The organism is Streptomyces sp. NPDC005863 (genome assembly GCF_042871345.1).
Taxonomy (GTDB): domain Bacteria; phylum Actinomycetota; class Actinomycetes; order Streptomycetales; family Streptomycetaceae; genus Streptomyces.
In genome coordinates, this window is the sequence record NZ_JBIAII010000011.1 from 77,639 (window position 1) to 98,574 (window position 20,936).

The 20,936-nt window shown below is 72.0% G+C and carries 16 protein-coding genes; 5 read left to right on the forward strand and 11 right to left on the reverse strand.

Features of this window, described 5'->3' with window-relative positions:
- Positions 1-74: 74 nt before the first annotated feature.
- Positions 75-569, forward strand: a complete 495-nt coding sequence (locus ACFYO9_RS30925; protein WP_388666741.1) for a DUF2087 domain-containing protein — start codon at positions 75-77, stop codon at positions 567-569.
- Between the two features lie 54 nt (positions 570-623).
- On the opposite strand, the gene pgl is transcribed toward ACFYO9_RS30925, so the two are convergent.
- The 5 genes from pgl to tkt are packed head-to-tail and all read right to left on the reverse strand — an operon-like array spanning position 624 to position 7,203.
- A complete protein-coding gene (gene pgl / locus ACFYO9_RS30930; protein WP_388666744.1) occupies positions 624-1,403 on the reverse strand; it encodes a 6-phosphogluconolactonase in 780 nt (259 codons plus the stop codon).
- Positions 1,400-2,437 carry a glucose-6-phosphate dehydrogenase assembly protein OpcA gene (gene opcA / locus ACFYO9_RS30935; protein ID WP_355817952.1) on the reverse strand — a complete coding sequence of 346 codons (1,038 nt, stop codon included), beginning with the start codon at positions 2,435-2,437 and terminating at the stop codon, positions 1,400-1,402. Before opcA ends, pgl begins: the two co-directional genes overlap by 4 nt.
- Positions 2,434-3,957 carry a glucose-6-phosphate dehydrogenase gene (gene zwf / locus ACFYO9_RS30940; protein WP_388666746.1) on the reverse strand — a complete coding sequence of 508 codons (1,524 nt, stop codon included), beginning with the start codon at positions 3,955-3,957 and terminating at the stop codon, positions 2,434-2,436. The genes opcA and zwf overlap by 4 nt, the downstream gene beginning before the upstream one ends.
- Before the next feature lie 5 nt (positions 3,958-3,962).
- On the reverse strand, positions 3,963-5,081 hold the full coding sequence (gene tal, locus ACFYO9_RS30945) for a transaldolase (protein ID WP_355817955.1): 1,119 nt from the start codon (positions 5,079-5,081) through the stop codon (positions 3,963-3,965).
- A 34-nt stretch (positions 5,082-5,115) separates the two neighbouring features.
- A complete protein-coding gene (gene tkt, locus ACFYO9_RS30950; protein ID WP_355817958.1) occupies positions 5,116-7,203 on the reverse strand; it encodes a transketolase in 2,088 nt (695 codons plus the stop codon).
- A 418-nt stretch (positions 7,204-7,621) separates the two neighbouring features.
- Between tkt and ACFYO9_RS30955 the strand changes: the two genes are divergently transcribed.
- The 3 genes from ACFYO9_RS30955 (at position 7,622) to ACFYO9_RS30965 (ending at position 10,237) form a co-directional block, all read left to right on the forward strand.
- Positions 7,622-8,575, forward strand: coding sequence for a heme o synthase (locus ACFYO9_RS30955; RefSeq protein ID WP_355818080.1), 954 nt, complete (start codon positions 7,622-7,624; stop codon positions 8,573-8,575).
- Positions 8,576-8,672: 97 nt separating this feature from the next.
- Positions 8,673-9,038: a hypothetical protein gene (locus tag ACFYO9_RS30960; protein WP_355817960.1), complete on the forward strand. Its 366-nt coding sequence runs from the start codon at positions 8,673-8,675 to the stop codon at positions 9,036-9,038.
- A gap of 101 nt (positions 9,039-9,139) precedes the next feature.
- Positions 9,140-10,237 carry an amidohydrolase family protein gene (locus ACFYO9_RS30965; protein WP_355817963.1) on the forward strand — a complete coding sequence of 366 codons (1,098 nt, stop codon included), beginning with the start codon at positions 9,140-9,142 and terminating at the stop codon, positions 10,235-10,237.
- 16 nt (positions 10,238-10,253) lie between these two features.
- Here the strand turns inward: ACFYO9_RS30965 and ACFYO9_RS30970 are convergent, their stop codons facing one another.
- Both ACFYO9_RS30970 and ACFYO9_RS30975 read right to left on the reverse strand, forming a co-directional pair.
- Positions 10,254-11,282 (reverse strand): COX15/CtaA family protein, encoded by a 1,029-nt coding sequence (locus ACFYO9_RS30970; RefSeq protein ID WP_355817965.1) that lies wholly within the window; start codon positions 11,280-11,282, stop codon positions 10,254-10,256.
- 4 nt (positions 11,283-11,286) lie between these two features.
- Complete coding sequence (locus tag ACFYO9_RS30975) at positions 11,287-14,001, reverse strand: tetratricopeptide repeat protein (protein ID WP_358777638.1); 2,715 nt, start codon at positions 13,999-14,001, stop codon at positions 11,287-11,289.
- 180 nt (positions 14,002-14,181) lie between these two features.
- On the opposite strand from ACFYO9_RS30975, the gene ACFYO9_RS30980 reads away from it, so the two are divergent.
- On the forward strand, positions 14,182-15,381 hold the full coding sequence (locus tag ACFYO9_RS30980) for a glycosyltransferase family 4 protein (protein ID WP_358777639.1): 1,200 nt from the start codon (positions 14,182-14,184) through the stop codon (positions 15,379-15,381).
- 16 nt (positions 15,382-15,397) lie between these two features.
- Here the strand turns inward: ACFYO9_RS30980 and ACFYO9_RS30985 are convergent, their stop codons facing one another.
- The 4 genes from ACFYO9_RS30985 to ACFYO9_RS31000 all read right to left on the reverse strand — a co-directional run bounded on the left by ACFYO9_RS30985 (position 15,398) and on the right by ACFYO9_RS31000 (position 20,804).
- Positions 15,398-17,611, reverse strand: a complete 2,214-nt coding sequence (locus ACFYO9_RS30985) for a glycogen debranching N-terminal domain-containing protein (RefSeq protein WP_358777640.1) — start codon at positions 17,609-17,611, stop codon at positions 15,398-15,400.
- A 482-nt stretch (positions 17,612-18,093) separates the two neighbouring features.
- The gene (locus ACFYO9_RS30990) at positions 18,094-18,864 is read right to left on the reverse strand and encodes an ABC transporter permease (RefSeq protein ID WP_358777641.1); all 771 of its coding nucleotides are present in this window, start codon (positions 18,862-18,864) and stop codon (positions 18,094-18,096) included.
- Positions 18,865-18,952: 88 nt separating this feature from the next.
- Entirely contained in the window at positions 18,953-19,876 is a 924-nt protein-coding gene (locus ACFYO9_RS30995) for an ABC transporter ATP-binding protein (protein ID WP_355817978.1), read from the reverse strand.
- Between the two features lie 76 nt (positions 19,877-19,952).
- Positions 19,953-20,804, reverse strand: a complete 852-nt coding sequence (locus tag ACFYO9_RS31000; protein ID WP_358777642.1) for an AAC(3) family N-acetyltransferase — start codon at positions 20,802-20,804, stop codon at positions 19,953-19,955.
- Positions 20,805-20,936: the final 132 nt, after the last annotated feature.

Here is a 20,936-nt window from a genome sequence, read left to right on the forward strand (position 1 = left end):
TTAATCGGATGCGGGCGCGGCCCCCGGCGGGTGACACTGCTTCAGCTCTGTCACCCGCCGGGAGGGACCCCGTCATGGACCAGCTGCACGCCGCGCTCGCCGACCCCGACAGACTCCGGCTGTACGCGCGCATAGTCCTCGACGACCTGGCTCCGGGCGAGGCCGACTCCACCGTCGCCCGCAAGCACCTGGGACGGCTCCTCGCCACCGGGCTCGTGGAGCGGCTGCCCGACGGATCGCTGCGGGCCGACCCGGCCGTCTTCCGGCGCTCGCCCGACCCCGTGGACGCCTACGTCCACCCCACCGTGCCGCGCCGCCTCACCGGCTTCTTCGCGCACGGCCGCCTCACCACGATCCCGGTGCGGGCCGTGGTGCGCCACGAACTCCTCGTCCACCTCACGGACACCCTCTTCGACACAGGGCGCAGCTACAGCGAGCGCGAGGTCAACGACGCGTTCGGCACCGTCCACGACGACACCGCGGCGCTGCGGCGGTACTGCGTCACCGACGGCCTCCTGGTCCGCGAGCAGGACGGCAGCAGCTACCGACGCGTCCTCGTGGACGCCTGAGGGCCCCCGCACCAGCCGGTGCGGGGGCCCTCGGCGACGTAACGCGACGGACCGCTAGGACACGGCCGGCGGATACAGCTCCGGGGGGAGCTGCGAGGCCGCCGCGGTGTCCAGGAACCACAGGGTGCGCGAGCGGCCGTAGGCACCGGCCGCGGGGGCCTGCACCTCGCCCGCGCCCGACAGGGCGATGGCCGCGGCCCGCGCCTTGTCCTCGCCCGCCGCGAGCAGCCACACCTCGCGGGCCGCCCGGATCGCCGGAAGGGTCAGCGAGACGCGGACCGGCGGCGGCTTCGGCGCGCCGTGCACGCCGACCACCGAGCGCACGGTCTCGCGCACCGCGGGCAGCTCGGGGAAGAGCGACGCGACGTGCGTGTCCGGGCCGACGCCGAGCATCAGGACGTCGAAGGTCGGCACCGGGCCGTGGTCGTCCGGGCCCGCGGCCGCGGTGAGTTCGGCGGCGTAGACCTCCGCCGCCGCGTCCACCTCGTACGCGCCGTCCGAGGCGGGCATCGGGTGCACCCGGGCCGGGTTCAGGGGCACCGAGTCGAGCAGTGCCTCCTTGGCCTGGGTGTAGTTGCGCTCCGGGTCGCCGTCCGGCAGGAACCGCTCGTCGCCCCACCACAGGTCCAGGCGCGACCAGTCGACCGCGTCCTTCGCCGGGGAGGAGCCGAGCGCGGCCAGCACGCCGTTGCCGTTGCGGCCGCCGGTGAGGACCACCGACGCGTGGCCGCGGGCGGCCTGCGCGTCGACGATCTTCGTGATGAGGCGGGCCGCGACGGCCTGCGCCATCAGCTCCTTGTCGCGGTGGACGACGAGCTGCGGGGTCGCGGTCACTTCGCGGCCGCCTTCTTGGCCGCTGCCTTCTTCGCCGGCGCCTGCTTGGCCTCGGGGGCCTTGCCGCCCTCCTTGGCCTCCGACGCGGTCTCCGTCACCGGCTCGGACGGCTGGCCCAGGCGGTCCACGCCGTACTTCAGCGCGGAGGCGTAGGTGTCGTCCGGGTCGAGGCGGCGCAGCTCCTCGGCGATCAGCTCGGCCGTCTCACGGCGCTTGAGCGCCACCGCGCGGTCGGGCTGCCCCTCGATGGAGAGCGTGGCGAGCGAGCCGTCGGCCCGGTCGAGCACGATGGGACCGCAGTCGGTCTCCATGCGGACGCCGGTCAGGCCGGGGCCCGCCGACAGCGCGCGCTTGACCGGTACGTCGAGCCGGTCGGCGAGCCACATGCCGAGCAGCTCGCAGCTCGGGTTGAACTCCTCGCCGTCCACCTGCACCGAGGTGACCTTGCAGGTGACCTGGTCGAGCGCCGCGGCGAGCATGGAGCGCCACGGGGTGATGCGCGTCCACGACAGGTCCGTGTCGCCGGGGTGGTAGGCCTCGGCGCGTGCGGTCAGCTCGTGGATCGGGTCCTCGGCCGCGTAGGTGTCCGTGACGCGGCGCTGGGCGAGGGTGCCCAGCGGGTCGTTGGCCGGGTCCAGCGGGGCGTTCACCGGCCACCAGACGACCACGGGGGCGTCGGGGAGCAGCAGCGGCAGCACGACCGACTGGGCGTGGTCGATGACCTCGCCGTACAGCCGCAGGACCACCGTCTCGCCGGTGCCCGCCTCCACGCCGACCCGTACCTCGGCGTCGAGGCGCGACGTGGTGCGGTCACGGGGCGAGCGCGCGGCGCGCTTGATGACGACGAGGGTGCGCGAGGGGTGCTCGCGCGACGCGTCGTTGGCGGCCCGCAGGGCGTCGTAGGCGTTCTCCTCGTCGGTGACGATGACGAGGGTGAGCACCATGCCGACGGCCGGCGTGCCGATCGCCCTGCGGCCCTGCACGAGCGCCTTGTTGATCTTGCTGGACGTGGTGTCCGTAAGGTCGATCTTCATGGCCGACGCCAGCTCCGTCCGTCTCGTGCGAGCATTTCGTCCGCCTCGGTCGGGCCCCAGGTGCCTGCCGGGTACTGCGCGGGCTTGCCGTGCTTGTCCCAGTACTCCTCGATCGGGTCGAGGATGTTCCAGGACAGCTCGACCTCCTCCGTGCGCGGGAAGAGGTTGGCGTCGCCGAGCAGGACGTCCAGGATCAGCCGCTCGTACGCCTCGGGGCTGGACTCGGTGAAGGACTCGCCGTACGCGAAGTCCATCGACACGTCCCGGATCTCCATGGAGGTGCCGGGCACCTTGGAGCCGAACCGGACCGTGATGCCCTCGTCGGGCTGGACGCGGATGACGATCGCGTTCTGCCCGAGCTCCTCGGTCGCCGTGTGGTCGAAGGGGGAGTGGGGCGCGCGCTGGAAGACGACCGCGATCTCGGTGACGCGGCGGCCGAGGCGCTTGCCGGTGCGCAGGTAGAAGGGGACGCCCGCCCAACGGCGGTTGTCCACGCCCAGCTTGATGGCCGCGTAGGTGTCGGTCTTCGACTTGGCGTCGATGCCCTCTTCCTGGAGGTAGCCGACGGCCTTCTCGCCGCCCTGCCACCCGGCGGCGTACTGCCCGCGGACGGTGTTCTTGCCGAGGTCCTTGGGCAGCCGGACGGCGCCGAGCACCTTGGCCTTCTCGGCGACCAGCGCATTCGCGTCGAAGGAGGCGGGCTCCTCCATCGCGGTCAGCGCCATCAGCTGGAGCAGGTGGTTCTGGATGACGTCGCGCGCGGCGCCGATGCCGTCGTAGTAGCCGGCGCGGCCGCCGATGCCGATGTCCTCGGCCATGGTGATCTGCACATGGTCCACGTACGACCGGTTCCAGATCGGCTCGAACATCTGGTTGGCGAAGCGGAGCGCCAGGATGTTCTGGACGGTTTCCTTGCCGAGGTAGTGGTCGATCCGGAACACCTGGTCCGGGGCGAACACCTCGTGCACGATCGCGTTCAGCTCGCGGGCCGACGCGAGGTCGTGGCCGAACGGCTTTTCGATGACCGCGCGGCGCCAGGCGCCCTTCGGGGCGTCGGCCAGCTCGTGCTTCTTGAGCTGCTGCACCACCTGCGGGAAGAACTTCGGCGGCACCGAGAGGTAGAACGCGAAGTTCCCGCCGGTGCCCTGCGCCTTGTCCAGCTCCTGGATGGTGGCCTTGAGCTGCTCGAAGGCGTCGTCGTCGTCGAAGTTGCCCTGGACGAAGCGCATGCCCTGGATGAGCTGCTGCCAGACCTCCTCGCGGAACGGGGTCCGGGAGTGCTGCTTGACCGCGTCGTGGACGACCTGGGCGAAGTCCTCGTCCTCCCAGTCGCGGCGGGCGAAGCCGATGAGCGAGAAGCCCGGCGGCAGGAGACCCCGGTTGGCGAGGTCGTAGACGGCGGGCATCAACTTTTTACGGGACAAATCGCCCGTGACGCCGAAAATGACCAGGCCCGACGGCCCCGCGATACGCGGGAGCCGTCGGTCTGCGGCGTCACGCAGCGGATTGCTGCTTGACAAAGTGGTCAGCCCTTCGCAGGAGCGAGGCGCTTGAGCTCGGCCTCGGTCGACTTGAGCAGGTCGTTCCAGGACGCCTCGAACTTGTCGACGCCCTCGTCCTCCAGGAGCTGCACGACCTCGTCGTACGAGATGCCGAGCTTCTCCACGGCGGCGATCTCGGCGCGCGCCTGGTCGTACGTGCCCGCGATGGTGTTGCCGGAGATCGAACCGTGGTCGCCGGTGGCCTCCAGGGTCGCCTCGGGCATCGTGTTCACGGTGTTGGGCGCGACGAGCTCGTCGACGTACAGCGTGTCCTTGTAGGACGGGTCCTTGACGCCGGTCGAGGCCCACAGCGGACGCTGCTTGTTGGCCTGCGCCTTGTCCAGGGCGGCCCAGCGGTCGGAGGAGAAGACCTCCTCGTACGCCTCGTAGGCGAGCCGGGCGTTGGCGAGCGCGGCCTTGCCCTTGGCGGACTTGGCCTCGTCCGTGCCGATGGCGTCGAGGCGCTTGTCGATCTCGGTGTCCACGCGGGACACGAAGAAGGACGCCACCGAGTGGATCTTCGACAGGTCGAGGCCGCGCTCCTTGGCCTTCTCCAGGCCGGCGAGGTACGCGTCCATGACCATGCGGTAGCGCTCGAGCGAGAAGATCAGCGTGACGTTGACGCTGATGCCGAGGCCGATGACCTCGGTGATCGCCGGGATGCCCGCCTCGGTGGCCGGGATCTTGATGAGCGCGTTCGGCCGGTCCACCAGCCAGGCGAGCTGCTTGGCCTCGGCCGTCGTGGCCTTGGTGTTGTGCGCCAGGCGCGGGTCGACCTCGATGGACACCCGGCCGTCCTGGCCGCCGGTCGCCTCGAAGACCGGGCGCAGGATGTCGGCGGCGTCACGGACGTCCGCCGTCGTGATCATGCGGATGGCCTCTTCGACGGTGACCTCACGGGCCGCGAGGTCCGAGAGCTGCTGGTCGTAGCCGTCGCCCTGCGAGATGGCCTTCTGGAAGATCGACGGGTTGGTCGTGACGCCCACGACGTGCTGCTGGTCGATCAGCTCGGCGAGGTTGCCGGACGTGATCCGCTTGCGCGACAGGTCGTCCAGCCAGATCGCGACGCCTTCTTCTGAAAGGCGCTTGAGTGCGTCTGTCATGGAATTACATCTCCTACTTGGTCGTATATGGGCGTCAGCGCTGAGCGGCGTCGAGTGATTCCCGGGCCGCCTGAGCCACCGCGTCGGCGGTGAACCCGAACTCGCGGAACAGCACCTTGGCGTCCGCCGAGGCACCGAAGTGCTCCAGCGAGACGATGCGTCCGGCGTCGCCCACGAAGCGGTGCCAGGTCAGACCGATGCCGGCCTCGACCGCCACGCGCGCCTTCACCGACGGCGGCAGCACCGAGTCCCGGTACCCCTGGTCCTGCTCCTCGAACCATTCGACGGACGGCATCGAGACGACGCGCGTCGGGACGCCGGCGGCCTGCAGCTGCTCGCGCGCCTCGACGGCGAGTTGGACCTCGGAGCCGGTGCCGATGAGGACGACCTCGGGCGAGCCACCGTCGGCCTCGAAGAGGACGTAACCGCCCTTGGCGGCGTCCTCGTTGCGCTCGTACGTCGGTACGCCCTGGCGGGTCAGCGCGAGGCCGTGCGGGGCACCCTTGCCGAACTCCTTGGTGTAGCGCTTGAGGATCTCGCGCCACGCGACGACGGTCTCGTTGGCGTCGGCCGGGCGCACCACGTTCAGGCCCGGGATGGCGCGCAGCGCGGCCAGGTGCTCGACCGGCTGGTGGGTCGGGCCGTCCTCGCCGAGGCCGATGGAGTCGTGCGTCCACACGTACGTCACCGGGAGGTGCATCAGCGCGGACAGCCGGACGGCGTTGCGCATGTAGTCGGAGAACACCAGGAAGGTGCCGCCGAAGATGCGCGTGTTGCCGTGCAGCGCGATGCCGTTCATCTCCGCGGCCATGGAGTGCTCGCGGATGCCGAAGTGGACCGTACGGCCGTACGGGTCGGCGCCCGGCAGCGGGTTGCCCTCGGGCAGGAACGACGACGTCTTGTCGATCGTCGTGTTGTTCGAGCCCGCCAGGTCGGCGGAGCCGCCCCACAGCTCGGGGATGACCGGGCCGAGCGCCTGGAGGATCTTGCCGGAGGCGGCGCGGGTGGCGATGCCCTTGCCGGTCTCGAACTCCGGGAGCTTCTCCTCCCAGCCCTCGGGCAGCTCGCCCGCGCGGATGCGGTCGAACTCGGCGGCGCGCTCGTCGTTGGCGGTGCGCCAGGCGGCGAAGCCCTTCTCCCACTCGGCCTTGGCCTCGCGGCCGCGGTCGAGGGCCTTGCGGGTGTGCGCGAGGACCTCGTCGGAGACCTCGAAGTTCTGCTCCGGGTCGAAGCCGAGGACGCGCTTGGTGGCGGCCACTTCCTCGTCGCCGAGCGCCGAGCCGTGGGCGGCCTCGGTGTTCTGCGCGTTCGGGGCGGGCCAGGCGATGATCGAGCGCATCGCGATGAAGGAGGGGCGCTCGGTCTCGGCCTGGGCGGCCTTGATCGCGGCGTAGAGGGCGGCCGGGTCGAGGTCGCCGTCCTCCTTGGGCGCCACGCGCTGGACGTGCCAGCCGTACGCCTCGTACCGCTTCATGGTGTCCTCGGAGACCGCGGTCTCCGTGTCGCCCTCGATCGAGATGTGGTTGTCGTCCCACAGCAGGATCAGGTTGCCGAGCTTCTGGTGCCCGGCCAGCGACGAGGCCTCGCCGGAGATGCCCTCCTGGAGACAGCCGTCACCGGCGATGGCGTAGATGTGGTGGTCGAACGGGGACGCGCCGTCGGCCGCCTCCGGGTCGAACAGACCGCGCTCGTAGCGGGCCGCCATCGCCATGCCCACGGCGTTGGCGACGCCCTGGCCCAGCGGGCCCGTGGTCGTCTCCACGCCGACCGTGTGGCCGTACTCCGGGTGACCGGGGGTCTTCGAGCCCCAGGTGCGGAAGGCCTTCAGGTCGTCCAGCTCCAGGCCGAAGCCGGCCAGGTAGAGCTGGATGTAGAGGGTCAGGGACGAGTGGCCCGCAGAGAGGACGAACCGGTCGCGGCCGGTCCAGTCGGCGTCCGCCGGGTCGTGGCGCATCACCTTCTGGAAGAGGGTGTACGCGGCGGGCGCGAGGCTCATGGCCGTACCGGGATGGCCGTTGCCGACCTTCTGTACGGAATCCATGGCCAGGACGCGAGCGGTGTCAACGGCTCGCTGGTCCAGTTCGGTCCACTCGAGGTCTGTGGTGGTCGGCTTGGTGCTCACCCTGAGTCAGGGCTCCTCTCCACATGTCGAATGCCGGCGGCGTAGATACCACCGGCCGATGTCGAGCCTACCGCTGCTAGAACGCTCATTTTTTCGAGTCATTCCAGACTGCAGTGACACGCGAGGATCCGCCTGTCGAAAGGAAAGCGCGGGCATTAGGCAAGTGAATATGGGGTCGCTCATATGTCCGCTCATAAGGCCACCGGTATCGCCCATATGTCCGCTCAATGAACGCGGGGTTCCGCTCATCTGGCGGTTCAACTCGCCCCGGACGCCGTTCGACCGGCCGCCCAACACGACCCCACCCCCGCGAAGAGCGAGGTATGGGCAACGTCTACAGTGGCGTGGTACGCGCGGGCTTTACCGGATCTTCATGTCAGAAGGTGCTGGTCGGCCCGCTGGGATGTCTCTGTCAGGGGTGTGCGTGACGGCCGTTGAATCCCGTCCAGCGGGGGTTTCCGGGACGGACCTTAGCCCGAGCCATCGGCCGTTCGGGGCTCGTGTCAAGGCGTTCGTGGCGCTGACCAAGCCGCGGATCATCGAGCTGCTGCTCATCACCACCGTTCCGGTGATGTTCCTCGCCGAACAGGGGGTGCCCGACCTCTGGCTGGTCTTCGTGACCTGCCTGGGCGGCTACCTCTCCGCCGGGGGCGCCAACGCGCTCAACATGTACATCGACCGCGACATCGACGCCCTGATGGACCGTACGTCGCAGCGGCCGCTGGTGACCGGCATGGTCAGCCCGCGCGAGTGCCTGGTCTTCGGCATCACCCTCGCGGTCGTCTCGACCCTGCTGTTCGGCTTCGCCGTCAACTGGCTCTCCGCCTGGCTCTCGCTCGGCGCGCTCCTCTTCTACGTGGTCGTCTACACGATGATCCTGAAGCGGCGCACCTCCCAGAACATCGTGTGGGGCGGCATCGCGGGCTGTCTGCCGGTCCTCATCGGCTGGTCCGCGGTCACCGACTCGATGTCGTGGGCCCCGGTCATCCTCTTCCTGGTCATGTTCTTCTGGACGCCGCCGCACTACTGGCCGCTGTCCATGAAGGTCAAGGAGGACTACGCGCGCGTGGGCGTGCCGATGCTGCCGGTCATCGCCTCCAACAAGGTGGTCGCCCGCCAGATCGTCCTCTACAGCTGGGTCATGGTCGCCGTCTCGCTGCTGCTCCAGCCGCTCGGCTACACCGGCTGGTTCTACACCGCGGTCGCGCTGGTCACCGGCGGCTGGTGGCTGTGGGAGGCGCACGGACTGCAGAACCGCGCCAAGGCCGAGGTCACGGGCGGCAAGCTCAAGGAGATGCGGCTCTTCCACTGGTCCATCACCTACGTCTCGCTGCTCTTCGTCGCGGTCGCGGTGGACCCCTTCCTGCGCTGAGCGCACACACTCCGCCGACGGGCGGGGCACGCTGGTGTCGAACGCCACGTGCCCCGCCCGTCGCCAGTTGATCTACCCGTCGGTAGCATCCTGTTCCATGGCAGAGACCGAGCAGATGGCAGAGACCGAGCAGGTCGAGGACGGCAAGAAGGCGGCCCGCGCGGAGCGGAAGGCGGCCAGGCTCGCCAAGGAGATCGGCGCCTTCGCGAAGGCCCACGGCGGCGCCGAGGGCCAGGTCGCGTACGTCGGAGAGCGCGGCGCCCGGATCGTCCTGGTGGGCGAGGACGGCGGCTGGGGCGACCTGATGGCGCCCTCCTACGCCGTGGCGCAGAGCGCAGTCGAGAAGGCCGGGATCACCGTCCACGACGACTTCGCCGGGGAGTTCGCGGCCAAGGTGCGGACCGGACCGTACGAGTGGAAGCGGATGGCCGGCATCCAGCTCGGCGGCCCGAGCAACGACTGACGCGCGCCGTACGCCCCCGCGGAGAACGGCCGAAAGCAACACCTGACAGCCGGGTCACCCGTTAGGACCGTAAGAACAAGGTCCACTCATCGGGAGTCCGGATGATCGAAACGCCGTCCCTGGTGGACCAGTACTGCCATGGCGTCCTCCGTACGGAGCTGGGCCTCGGCACCTTCGAGGCCCACCTCGGCCGGGGCGAGGGGCCGCCCGCCCCCGGGACCACCTTCTTCGACACCCAGACCGGCTTCGCCGTGCGCCGCTGGTGCCCGCCGCTGCTCGGCATGGAGCCGCACTGCCCGCCGGCCCGCTATCTGGCCCGCCGCCGCGAGCTCGGCGTTCTCGAGTCGGGCCGGCGCCTGCTGCGCGGCAGCGGCATCACCACGTACCTCGTCGACACCGGGCTGCCGGGGGATCTGACCGGACCCGACGAGATGGCCTGTACGGGTGACGCGGACGCCCGCGAGATCGTCCGTCTGGAGCTGCTCGCCGAACAGGTCGCGGACACTTCCGGCACCGCCGACGCGTTCCTGGCCAATCTGGCCGAGTCGGTGCACGCCGCCGCCGCGGGCGCCGTCGCCTTCACCTCCGTCGCGGGGGTGCGCCATCCGCTCGCCCTCGCCCCGGAGCCGCCGGGACCCGGCGAGGTGCGGGGCGCGGTGGGGCGCTGGCTGGCCGGGCGGCAGGTCGGCGGGGCGCTCACCGACCCGGTGCTCCTTCGCCATCTGCTGTGGATCGCCGTGGCCTCGGGCCGCCCGCTGCAGCTGCACGCGGGAGCAGGGGACCCGCAGACCTACCTGGGGGAGTTCGCGCGGGCCACCGCGGGCCTCGGCACCGATCTGGTGCTGCTGCACGGCTATCCGTACCACCGCAGCGCCGCACACCTGGCGGCCGTCTTCCCGCACGTGTACGCCGACCTCGGGCCCGCCCTGGTGCGGACCGGGGCCCGCGCCGCGGCGGTCCTCGCGGAGATCCTGGAACTGGCGCCCTTCGGCAAGCTGCTGTTCTCCAGCGGCGCCCACGGCCTGCCCGAGCTGCACGTCGTCGGGGCGCACCTGTTCCGCGAGGCGCTCGGGCGGGTGCTCGGCACCTGGGTCGCCGAGGGGGCCTGGTCGCTCACCGACGCACAGCGCGTGGCGGGACTGATCGCCGCCGGCAACGCCCGCCGGGTCTACGGACTCCCCGAGGGCGCCGGGCAGTGAGGGCGGTGCGGCCGGCTCAGACGGCGGACAGGCGTGAGTCGTCGGCCTGGGCGGGCACGTCGGCCGTGGTGAGCGGGCGCTCCCGCATCGCGAGCAGGACGCGCATCACGGCGATCCACACCAGACACGAGCCCAACATGTGCACGCCGACCAGGATCTCGGGCGTGTCCGTGAAGTACTGGACGTAGCCGATCGCGCCCTGCGCCAGGAGGACCAGGAAGAGCTGGCGGGTACGGCCCAGCGGGCCGGGCGGCGCGTCGACCGCCTTGAGGACGAACCACAGGGCGAACGCCAGCGTCACCACGATCCAGGCGAGGACCGCGTGCAGCTTGCTGACCGACTCCCAGTCGAAGCCCATCCGCGGGACGTCGCTGGAGTCGCCCGCGTGCCGCCCCGAACCCGTGACGATCGTGCCCATGGCGATCAGCAGCACGGAGACCCCGACCAGGACCCAGACGAGCTGCGCCACGGCCTTGCCGACCAGCGGGCGCGGCTCGGAGTCGCCCTCGCGGGTCCGCTGCCACATCACGACCGCGACCGCGGTCAGGGCGGTGGAGAGCAGGAAGTGCGCCGCGACCGTCCAGGGGTTCAGGCCCACGAGGACGACGATTCCGCCGAGCACGGCGTTGCCCATCACCAGCCAGAACTGCATCCAGCCGAGCCGGGTGACGCTGCGCCGCATCGGCTTCTGCGAGCGGGCCGCGATGATCGCCCAGCCGACGACCGCGCACAGCACGTACGTCAGCATGCGGTTGCCGAACTCGACGACGCCGTGGAAGCCCATCTCGTGCGTCGCGGTCAGGGACTCCTCGGTGCACTTGGGCCAGGTCGGGCAGCCGAGCCCCGAACCGGTCAGCCGGACGGCGCCGCCGGTCACCACGATGACCACCGTCATGACGAGGGAGATCAGGGCCGCCTGCTGGACGGTCCGCTGCGTCGGGGTCCAGCGCTCGGCGATGAAGGCGAGCGGGTTCCGCGCGGCGGAGGCGATGTCGGCTCGGGTCACGTTTGGCACGCGCACCATCGTAGGGGGCCGCTTGTGCATCTCTTCACGAGGGGGACGAGTTGTCCCAGAGCGACCGGTGGATGCGGTCGGCCCTGGCGCGCAGCTCCGCCGCGTCGGCCGGGTCCGCGGCGCAGTCGGCGAGGAAGGCGTACACCGCGACGAGTGAGGGGTGGTCCTCGCCCAGGCTGACCACGAAGATGCGCTCCGCGGTGCGCAGCGCCTGCTCGGCGCGGTCCCGGTGGCCCGCGGCGCGCAGCACGGGCCCGAGCCGGGAGAGCGTCTTCGCCCGGTAGTGGTGGTCGGGGCCGTACGCGGTGACGTAGATCTCCTCGGCCTCGCGGAGCGTGCCGATGGCCTTGGTGGTGTGGCCCTGCGCCCATTGCAGCGAGCCGAGCTTGTTGAGGCAGGCGGCGTAGGTGTGCGCCTCGGTCGCGCGGCGCTCGCCCAGCAGGGTCACGACGGGGCCGAGGAGCGCGTGCGCCGCCGTCAGCTGGGCCTGGGACTGCGCGCGCAGGCGGCGCTTGCGCAGCGGGCCGCGGGCGTGCCGGGACGCGGCCCTGCACTGCTGGCCCTTGCGGCGCAGCACGTCCGCGAGGAACTTGGCGACCTGCGCGGTCTCGAAGTCCTCCTCGCCGCGCTTGCTGCGGAAGACGGTGTGCGCGGCCGTCAGCTCGCGCTCCGCGGTGTCCAGGTCGCCGCGGTCCTGCGCGACGATGCCGGCGTCGCGGCGGAGCATGGCGTGGAAGACCACGTGCTCCTCCAGGCCGGTGGAGCCGCCGCTGCGGACCAGCTCGCCGGCCCTGCGGTAGCAGTCGAGCGCCTCGGAGAGCCGGCCCGCGTTGCGGTGGATCATGCCGGCCTCCTGTTCGGTGACGGCCCAGTCGACGACCTCCCAGCCGGAGCCCTGGTGCTCGTAGATCCGCAGCGCGGTCTCCAGATAGCCGCTCGCCTCCCGGAACCGGTTGCGCTCGCGCAGGATGCCGCCGAACTGCCGGCAGCACTGCGCCCGCACCTGCTGGAAGGCGTCGTCGTCCTTGTGGGAGTCGCACAGCGCGAGCGCCCGGCCGCAGGCGGCCTCCGCGGCGTCCAGGTGGGCGAGGTAGTAGTGCTGGCGGGCGATGGCGAGGTGGGCCGTGGCCAGGCTGTGGTCGGAGCCGGTGCCGAGCCGGCGCAGCTCCACCTCGCGGTTGAAGAAGGCCAGGGCGCTCTTCCAGTCGCAGCGGTGGCTCTGGTAGCTGCCGGCCCGGTGCAGCAGCCGCACCAGGCCCTCCGGGTCCCGCGCGGCGCCCAGGTCGCCGTCGCTGTCGTCGGCCCAGGCGGGTTCGGCGGTCACCGCGTCGACGTGCGGCATCAGCCGCTCGCAGGCGACCCGTGAGTCGAGCTGCTCGGGGACGAGCGGGAAGGCGGCCTCGATGAGCCGGACCGCGGCCTGCGACCACTCCAGGCGCTCGTGGCCGGTGAGCCGGGAGCGGATGAAGATCTGCACCCGGGGGTGGATGCCGTACGTCACCGGTTCCGTGCGGCCGTCGCCCTGGCGGGTCATGAGGGAGTGGTGGACGAGCTTGAGGACGAGCCGGGTGAAGGCCAGCTGGTCCTCCATCACCAGGCGCAGCCGGTCGGGCAGGACCGAGCGGTAGCGGAACAGCATGGTGCGGGGCACGTCCTCGGAGGCGAGGAAGGAACAGAGCCGCAGCAGGTCCTCGGCGGCCGGCTGCTGCACGCCGATCCGCTCGATGGCCAGCTCGAACGTCTTGGCGTCGCTGTCCGCGGTCTGCTCCGAGAGCCGGTGCAGATAGTCCTCGAAGTCCTCGCTCTCCACATGGATCTCGGCCTGCTCGATGTACGCGCCGGCCTGCTCCAGGGCGAGCGGCTGCCAGCCGAGCAGCCGGCCGAGCCGGGCGAGCCGCTCGTCGGCGTGCGACCCGGTCCTGAGCCGCAGGAAGGCCATGCCGTCGGCCTCGTCGTACACGGTGAGTTCGATCGGTTCGGGGCACAGGCCCGTCCAGCCCTCGCGCAGCTGCGTGGTGATGAGCACCTCGCCGGCTCCCTCGGGCGGCAGCAAGGGCTGGAGTTGCAGATGCCGGTCGATGGGTCCTTCGCCGTGCCCCTCCACCTCCTCCAGCTGGACGTTGTCGTAGATCAGGAGCCAGTCAGGGTGGTCGCGCAGCCAGCTCCACAGCCGGGACAGGACGACGGTCTTGGACTCGTGGTACGCGATGCCGATCAGCGCGGCGAGTTCGAGCAGGTCGCACAGGAGCCGGTCGGCGCTGGTGGCGTTGAGCCAGCGGGTGAGGGTGTGCTCCTCCAGCTTCTCGTGGGCGTACGCCGTGGCCAGCTGGGACTTTCCGATGCCGCCGGTGCCGTGCAGCACGCCGACGCGCCGGCCCCGGGGGCCCTTGCCGGGGCGCAGGGTCTGTTCGATCCGGGCCATCTCCGTCTCACGGCCCACGAAGTAGCGGGAGCGGAAGGGGAGGTTGTTGGGCGGGGTGGCGGTCGTGGCGGCGCCCTCGGCGGTGCGGCCGGGGGCCGGGGCGGCCATGACGACGAGGGAGACCATCACCAGCACGATGACGGTGATCAGGGCCCACATCATCGGCCCGTTCGTCTTGTCCTTCAGCAGCGCGACCAAGGCGACCGCCACACCCGAGAGGGCGGTGACGCCGGCGGCGAGCCGCTTCAGGGTGGCATTCAGACGTCGGCGCGTCAGGACGAACCGCTTGCGGGCACCGACGAATAAACCAGAAATCAATACGGACATCAGTTCCCCCTCGGCTGCCCCGTCCACCCTTGGCGCAGTACAGTCCCATTCTCCGGGAAAACCGGTGCTCGCCGGAATATCTCCGCAGCGGAATCTGGGACTAGCATCTGCGCTTCGCGGATTCGACGGCACGGAGGCGAAATGGATCTCGACGCAAAGGATCAACCCCCGGGAGTCGGGATGCATGTCGCACTGGTCCACTGGTCGTTTCCGCCCTGTGTGGGCGGGGTGGAATCCCACCTATGGGACTATTCGCGGCTGTTGGCGGCGCAGGGAAACCGTGTCACCGTCCTGACCGGCACGCCCGGCGCGCAGAGCCCGGGTCAACCCGGTGTCGAGGTGCTCACCCACCCGGCGCTCGACCTCGCCCGGGTCGAGCGCGATCCGGCCGACCTGGCCAGACTCACCCGGTGGTTCGCCGAGATCCTCGCCGAGCGCGGGATCCGCGTCGTGCACGGACACAACCTGCACCACTTCAGCGCCGCCCCGGCCAAGGCCCTGGAGGCGCTGCGGGAGCCGCACCGGCTCGTGCTCTGCCACACGTACCACAGCATCTGGGGCAAGCCGGGAAGCCGGGATTCCACGCTCACGGCGGGCGAGTGGGACGGGCATTACGCGGTCTCGGAGTTCCTGCGGAGCGCCTGCGCCGACGTGCTCGGAGTCCGCGCCGAGCGCACCTATCTGGGCATCGACACCGCCCCGTACACGACGCTCGCCCCGCTCGACGCGGAACCGGGCCCCGGCACCGTCCTGTTGCCCGCGCGTCTGATCCCCGACAAGGGGGCGGAGCTCGCGGTGGCCGCACTCGACCTGATCGTCGGGCGCGGCATGTGCGCATTCGAACCGCGACTCGTCCTCACCGACACGCACCGGACCGTCGATTTCCACGGCGAGAAGATCGGATTCCGGGAAAGCCTCGAAAAGCAGATCGAGCGGCGCGGTCTCACCTCGTACGTGCAATTCGTGGAGGCGGGCGTCGAGCAAATGCCGGATCTCTACGCGCGGTCCACGGTCGTCGTCTACCCCTCGGTCTTCGACGAGCCGATGGGACTCGCGCCCCTGGAGGCGATGGCGGCCGCGCGGCCCGTCGTGGTGACCCGGATGGGCGGGCTCGACGAAGGCGTCGACGGCGACGGGGTGATCGGATACCTGGTGCCCGGACGCGACGAGGAGCAACTCGCCCGGCGCCTCGCCCATCTGCTCGACCACCGCGCGACGGGCCGGGAGATGGGGCTGCGCGGCCGGGCCCATGTCGGTGACCACTTCGACCTGCGTGAGATCTATCTGAAGCAGATGCAGCGCGAGTACCGCAGGCTCCTCGGCCGAGCGGACGGAGCGTCAGCCGACGGGATCAGGACCGGCGCCCGCGCCGGTGTCTGAACCGGCGCCCGCGCGCTCACCCGTCGCCGTCGCCGTCGCCGTCCGCTCCAGTGCCGATCCGCCACTCCGGCGGCAGACCCGCCACCGTCGTACGCCCCTCCCGGTCGACCCGTACGGAGAGGTCCGCGCCCGCGAGGCGCAGCCCCGACACCGTGAGCGGGCCGAGCAGGTCCGGGGGGAGCGGGCGCACGGTGAGCAGGCGGCGCGGGGCGTCCGGGCGCAGGCCGAGCAGGGCCGCGAGCACGGCGACGCCGGACGCCGCGGACCAGCCCTGCGGGCGGCAGGCGGCCGGGTAGGCGAGCGGCGCGGGGGAGGTGTCGGTACGCGCGTCGCCGCCGTACAGCTCCGGCATCCGGTACGAGAAGTGCACCGCCGCGTCGAGCAGGCCGTCGGCGAGGGCCGCGGCTTCGGTGGGGCGGCCCGCCGCGCACAGGCCCTGCACGGCGATCGCCGTGTCGTGGGTCCACACCGAACCGCCGTGGTAGCTCATCGGGTTGAAGCCGGGCACGGCGGCCGACCGGCTGCGCAGGCCCCAGCCGGAGTTCAGCTCCGGTGCGGCGAGCCAGGCGGCGACGTCGGCGCAGCCGTCCGCGTCGAGGATGCCGGTGGCGAGCAGCTGGCCCATGTTGGACGCGGGGCCGCTGACCGGGTCGAGGTCGCGGCCGACCGCGATGGCGACGTAGCGGGCGGCGGGCCCGTCCTTGCCGTCGATCCAGAACGCGTCGGCGAACCGGTCGCGGAGGGCCGCGGCCCAGTCGCGCAGTGCGCGGGCCCGCTCCGTCGCGCCCCGCGCGGCCAGCAGATCGGCGAGCCCGGCGGCCGCCTCGTACGCGTATCCCTGCACCTCGCAGAGGGCCAGCGGCGGCTCGATGCGGCGTCCTGCCGCGTCGCGCACCGCGTCGGTGGAGTCCTTCCAGGACTGGTGGAGCAGGCCGCCGGGGCGGGGGTAGTAGCGCAGCAGGCCGTCCCCGTCCTTGGCGCAGGTGCCGATGATCCAGTCCATCGCGCGCTCCGCGTACGGCAGCAGGCCCTCGACGTCGGCCGGGGGCAGGCCCCAGCGCCAGGCGTCCACCAGGAGCGAGACGAAGAGCGGGGTCGCGTCGACGGAGCCGTAGTAGTGGGCGGGGAGGCGGAGCCCGTGGCCGTGCCGGGACTCCGCGGGCCGCAGCTCGTGCAGGATCCGGCCCGGCGCCTCCTCGCGGAAGTCGTCGTGGACGGTGCCCTGCCGGCGGGCGAGGGTCCACAGGGTGCCGCGGGCCAGATCGGTGCCGAGCGGCAGCAGCATGCGCGCCGACCAGATCGAGTCCCGGCCGAAGAGCGTCAGATACCAGGGGCAGCCGGCCGCGATGAACTGGTCGTCGTGGGGTGCGGGAGGCCGGTGACCGGCACCGTCCGCGTGCCGCGGGGTGGTTGCGGGTTCCGGGTGGTCCGCGTGCCGAGACCCGTCCGCGAGGCGTAGGGCCCGTAGGTCCGCGAGGCCCTGGCGGACCAGGCCGACCAGGCGGCGGTCGCCGTGGATCACCGGGTCCGACCAGGGCACGTGCGGGGACGCGGCGACCGGGTGGCCCGGCGGGGCCGGGACGGCGCGGCCCGTGACGGCGAGCCGGACCCGCCAGCAGTCGCCGGGCGCCAACTCGACCCGGGGCCAGCCGAAGGTGCCGCCGGCCGGGTCCGCCGACGTCTTTGGGGGCTCGGGGCACTCGACGGCGCGGAGCCGCGCACGGCCGGTGGCGGAGCGCCAGGAGAGGGCGGGACCGGTGCGGTCGGCGTGCGGGCGCACGGCCCGCCCGGTGATCCCGCGCTTGACGTCGGCGATGTCGGCCAGATCGGTGGCGGCCGTCAGATCGACGCGCAGGACGCGCGTGACGGTGCCGACGTTGCGCAGCAGCAGCGTCTCGCCCTGCCCGGCGGCGCGCACCCGCTCGACGATCAGTGTGGGGTCGTCCGTCCCGTCGCCCGGGTAGCGGTGCACGGCGGTGAAGCGGACCCGGTCGGGGCCGAGCGGCTGGACGCCGACGGGCTCGGGCTCACGGCCGTCGAGCAGCAGCCGCAGGGTGTGCAGGAGCCGCCGGTCGTGGTCGTAGAAGCCGTCGGCCCGCGCCCCGCGGAGCTGGCCGTCGCGGGGCGACGCGGTGAAGGCGGGCGCCGCGACGCAGATCACCACGTCGTGCAGGAGCGGCTGCAGGGCGCGCGCCCGGCGCGGTCCGGGTAACTCGGAGGTGTCGGCCACGCAACGGGAGTGCCCGCTGCGCGCTCACGTCATTCGCGCCGGGGGGGCGTGTTCCCGCCGGGGGGCGTCTTTCGGGTGCGGGTCGGTGGGGGCTGGTCGCGCAGTTCCCCGCGCCCCTGGGGTGGTCCTGAGCCGGGCACGCTGTGAGGGTGACGTCCCTCTTCCTTGCGGGGCTGCGTCTGCGGGTCCGTGGGGGCTGGTCGCGCAGTTCCCCGCGCCCCTGGGGTGGTCCTGAGCCGGGCACGCTGTGAGGGTGACGTCCCTCTTCCTTGCGGGGCTGTGTCTGCGGGTCCGTGGGGGCTTGTCGCGCAGTTCCCCGCGCCCCTGCGCAGACCGCAGCACCGCCCCCGTGGACGGCCCCCCAGGACGACCGGGGGAGGACCACTCAGGGGCGCGGGGAACTGCGCGATCAGCCCCCACCGGCCCGCAGACGAACCACCAGAGGTCGCCCCGAGGACCAGGCGGCGTCCGGCGCCGCCCCCTTACTCCCAGCGGAAGAACTTCGCCGCCGCGCCGAGCCCGAGCACCGCCCACACCGCGAGGATGCCGAGGTCGCCCCAGGGCATGCCCGCGCCGTGCCGCAGCACGTCCCGCAGGCCGTCCGAGAGGGCCGAGACGGGGAGCAGGCCGAGCACCGTCCGGGCCGCGTCGGGGAACTTGTCGAGGGGGACGATCACGCCGCCGCCCATCAGGAGCAGCAGGAAGACGAGGTTGGCCGCCGCGAGCGTCGCCTCGGCCTTGAGGGTCCCCGCCATCAGCAGCCCGAGCCCGGAGAAGGCCGCCGTGCCGAGGACCAGGAGGAGGAGTACGTACAAGGGGTTGCCGTGCGGCGACCAGCCGAGGGCGAACGCGATGACCGTGACCAGGACGACCTGCAGCACCTCGGTGACGAGCACCGAGAGGGTCTTCGCCGTCATCAGGCCCCAGCGCGGCAGCGGCGACGCGCCGAGCCGCTTGAGCACGCCGTAACGGCGCTCGAAGCCCGTGGCGATGGCCTGACCGGTGAACGCGGTCGACATGACGGCGAGCGCGAGGATGCCGGGCGCGAGGAAGTCGACTGCGTCGCCGTCGCCCGTGTCGACGATGTCGACCGAGCTGAACAGGACGAGCAGCAGCGTCGGGATCACGACGGTGAGGAGCAGCTGTTCGCCGTTGCGGAGCAGCATCTTCGTCTCGAGGACCGCCTGCGCGGCGATCATGCGGGGGAGCGGGGCGGCGCCCGGCTCCGGCGTGTACGTACCGGCGGCGCTCATCCGCGCAGCTCCTTACCCGTGAGCTCCAGACTGTGCTGTCCCGGGGGACAACCCCCGGACCCCCGGCCGAAAGACGAGTGGGCCTGCGTCATGACCGCAACTCCTTACCGGTGAGATCCAGAAAAACGTCCTCGAGCGTGTGGCGTTCGACCGAGATGCGGTCCGGCATGACCCCGTGCTGGGCGCACCAGGACGTGACCGTGGCGAGCAGTTGCGGGTCGATCGTGCCGCTCACCCGGTAGGAGCCGGGGGTCGGTTCGGCGGCGGCCGAGTCCGGGGGCAGCGCCTTGAGCAGCGAGCCGACGTCGAGCCCGGGGCGGCCGGTGAACCGCAGGGTGTTCTCGGCGCCGCCCCGGCACAGCTCGTCGGGGCTGCCCTGGGCGATGACCCGGCCCGCGTCGATGATCGCGACGTCGTCGGAGAGCTCCTCGGCCTCGTCCATGTGGTGCGTGGTGAGGATGACGGCGACGCCGTCGCGGCGCAGATCGCGTACGAGGTCCCAGGTGGCCCGGCGCGCCTGCGGGTCGAGGCCCGCGGTCGGCTCGTCGAGGAAGACGAGGTCGGGCCTGCCGACCACGGCCATGGCGAGCGCGAGGCGCTGCTGCTGGCCGCCGGAGAGCCTGCGGTAGGTGGTGCGGCCGCAGCTCTCCAGGCCGAGCCGCTCGATGAGCGCCGGCACGTCGAGCGGGCGGGCGTGCAGCTTGGCCACGTGGCGGAGCATCTCGTCGGCGCGGGCGCCGGAGTAGACGCCGCCGGACTGGAGCATCACGCCGATGCGCGGCCGCAGCGCGTGCGCCTCGCGGACCGGGTCGAGCCCGAGCACCCGGACGGTGCCGGAGTCCGGCTTCCGGTACCCCTCGCAGGTCTCGATCGTGGTGGTCTTGCCCGCGCCGTTGGGCCCGAGGACGGCGGTGATGCCGGCTCCTGCCGTCAGGTCGAGACCGTCCACCGCGGTCTTGGTTCCGTACCGCTTGACCAGATTCCGGATCTGGACGACGGGCTCGTTTCGCATGGTGAGCCAGTCTAGGGACGGCGCCGGGTCCCCGGACCGGCGGGGCGGCGCTCCCGGCACTTCCGGGCGCCGTCGCCTACACCTGCCGCGGCCGGTGCTCCGCCAGCCACCGCTCCGCGTACGCGACGGCGTCCGCCAGCGGGAAGAGCCGCGTCTCGGCGGCGCCGACGAGCCCGCGCACCACCGTGGCCGTCGCGGCGGGCTCCCCGGTGGGCTCTCCGGCGGCGCCCACCCCCTCCCCCTTCTCGAACGCCGCGCCGAGCTCCACGAAGCCGTCCTCGCAGATCGAGCGCTCCCGGACCGTCATCCAGCGGCGCCCCTGCGACGTCATGGCGGCGAAGGAGTTCTCCACCTCGGGGCCGGGGATGCGGTACTCGGCCAGATGGAAGGCGGTGCACGCGTCGTACCCGGCGCCGAGCAGCAGGACGCGGGCGCCCGCCTCCTCCAGGCGCGCCAGCGGGCTGCGCTCGCCGAGCCGGCAGTCACGGGCGTGGCCTGCGGTGATCGTCGCGGCGGCCGGGCCGAGCGCCGCGAACGAGGTCTGCGGGTTGGCGCTGCGCAGCGCCCCGGGCCAGGTGCGCACGGCCTCCGGGACGACGCCGACGCCGAAGGACGGGTAGGTCAGCGGGTCGTACGCGGGGAGGGACGCGCGCAGCACCGGCCACCACTGCGCGGGCACCGGCGGGTTCCGCCACGCCGAGGGCTCGGAGTTGTCACCCGTATGAGCGGGGACCACCAGCGTGCCGTCCGGGCCAAGGGCGTCGAGGAGCGCCTGGACGACGGCGACCGCGCCGCCGCTGACCCAGCCGAGCGCGCTGAGCGAGGTGTGCGCGAGGAGCGTCTCGCCGGGGCGGACGCCGAGCCTCAGGAGGTCGTCGGCGAGCGACTCGCGCGTGCACAAAGGGCCGGTGAGAGGGGGTGTCGGCATGGTTGAGGAGTCTTGCGGACGTATTCCTCGGGCGCCACCCATTTGATCGATCACTGATCATTTCCGCAGGTCAATTTAGGTTTACCTAAGTGATGCAGCGCACCAAGGGCCGTTTCGGACGCGGGTTGTCAG